The 1,296-nt window shown below is 77.2% G+C and carries 2 protein-coding genes; both read right to left on the bottom strand.

Annotated features, from left to right (window positions below; all coding sequences use genetic code 11):
• Positions 1–956, bottom strand: a 956-nt coding sequence (locus tag G6038_RS30700; protein ID WP_165042681.1) for a hypothetical protein, incomplete at its 3' end; no start/stop codon positions are given.
• Between the two features lie 13 nt (positions 957–969).
• Positions 970–1,296: hypothetical protein (locus G6038_RS30695; protein ID WP_240918895.1), on the bottom strand; the 327-nt coding region annotated here is incomplete at its 5' end.

Below are 1,296 nucleotides of genomic sequence, written 5' to 3'. Positions count from 1 at the left end.
GGTGTGCGCGACGGGGGCTGCACCGGATCCGGCGACGGCGGGTGCGTCCGATCCGGCGGCGGGCCGGCCGGCTCGACGTCCTCGGAAACCTCTTCCACCACGGTCGTGGCCAGACCGAGGACCGCGCCTGTGAGTTCGCCCACGGCGGTCGCCAGCCGTAGTCCCGCCGCCACCAGGTCCGTCGCCGCCCCACGCGGCGACCACGCGTCGGTCATCGGATCCGCGCTCCGCAGGCCCGGATCCGGCGGCGCCAGCGCCGCGGCGAGTTCGACGAGCACCGCCCGCACCGCTCGGTCGGTGTCGTCGCACAGGTCGAGGAAGGACTCGACGGCCGCCTCCACCCCGGGCCGGAACACCTCGTCGCGCCACCGCCCGCACCACTGCGTGACGGCCGCGCGCTCGGGGGCCGGGCCCAACGCCGGATCCCAGGCGGCGAGCTGGGCTGCCGTCGGGCCACCGCCGCCCGCGGCGCCGGCCAGAATCGCGTCGATCTCCTCCACGGTGCGCCCGCCGACGGTCGTGTCGGCGAACTCGGTGGCCGCCCGGGACTTCTCCTCGACGATCGCGAGCACCGCGGCCGCCGCGTCGGTCAGCGCGCGACGTGCGGCGCCGAGCCGCGCCTGCAGGTCCTCGCCCACCACCACATGGCGGTCGAGCGCGTCGGCCGCACCCCCCGCCCCGCCTCCGGTCCAGGCCGCCGCCAAGGCGTCGACGTAGGAGCGCTGCCGCGCGACCTCGGCACCCAGCGCGCCCTCGAGCCGGGCGAACACGTCGGCGTCCGCGAGCAGGACGGCCAGGTCCGTGCCGCGCTGTTCGTCGTAGCGTTCCTGCAACCGCGAACAGGACGGCAGACCGGGAGCGTACCGCTCGGCGCGGGGAAGATGCTCGGCGAAGAAGCGCAACCCGACGCGGCCCCCGTCGAGCACCAGGTCGAGCCGCTGCCCACCCCCGGTCACCGGCCTCCTCCGGTCACCGGCACCCCGTCGGCGGCAGGTCGACGGCCCGAAGGACCGACTCGGACTCCCGCTCCAGCCACGCGTACCCCCCGGCCGCGCGCCGCAGCGCCTCCGCACGGGCGGCCGTCGCCGCCGACCACTCCGCGACCGCCCGGTGCAGCCCGTCGTAGCGCGCCCTCACGATGTCGGCCTCGGACCGGTAGCGGTCGCCGGCCGCGTCCGGGCCGAAGCCGACGGCGCGGCACGCACGCGCATGACAGTCGATGTCGGCGGCCGAGTCCGCCAGGCCCTCGGCGATCGCCCGGACCGCCGCACCGTCGAGCCCCACCCCGTCACGCAC

The sequence above is a fragment of the Rhodococcus sp. 14C212 genome, from assembly GCF_011058195.1.
Taxonomy (GTDB): Bacteria; Actinomycetota; Actinomycetes; order Mycobacteriales; family Mycobacteriaceae; genus Rhodococcus; species Rhodococcus aetherivorans.
Note: the sequence above shows the minus strand (reverse complement) of the source record. Positions and strands in the feature narration are given on the sequence as shown.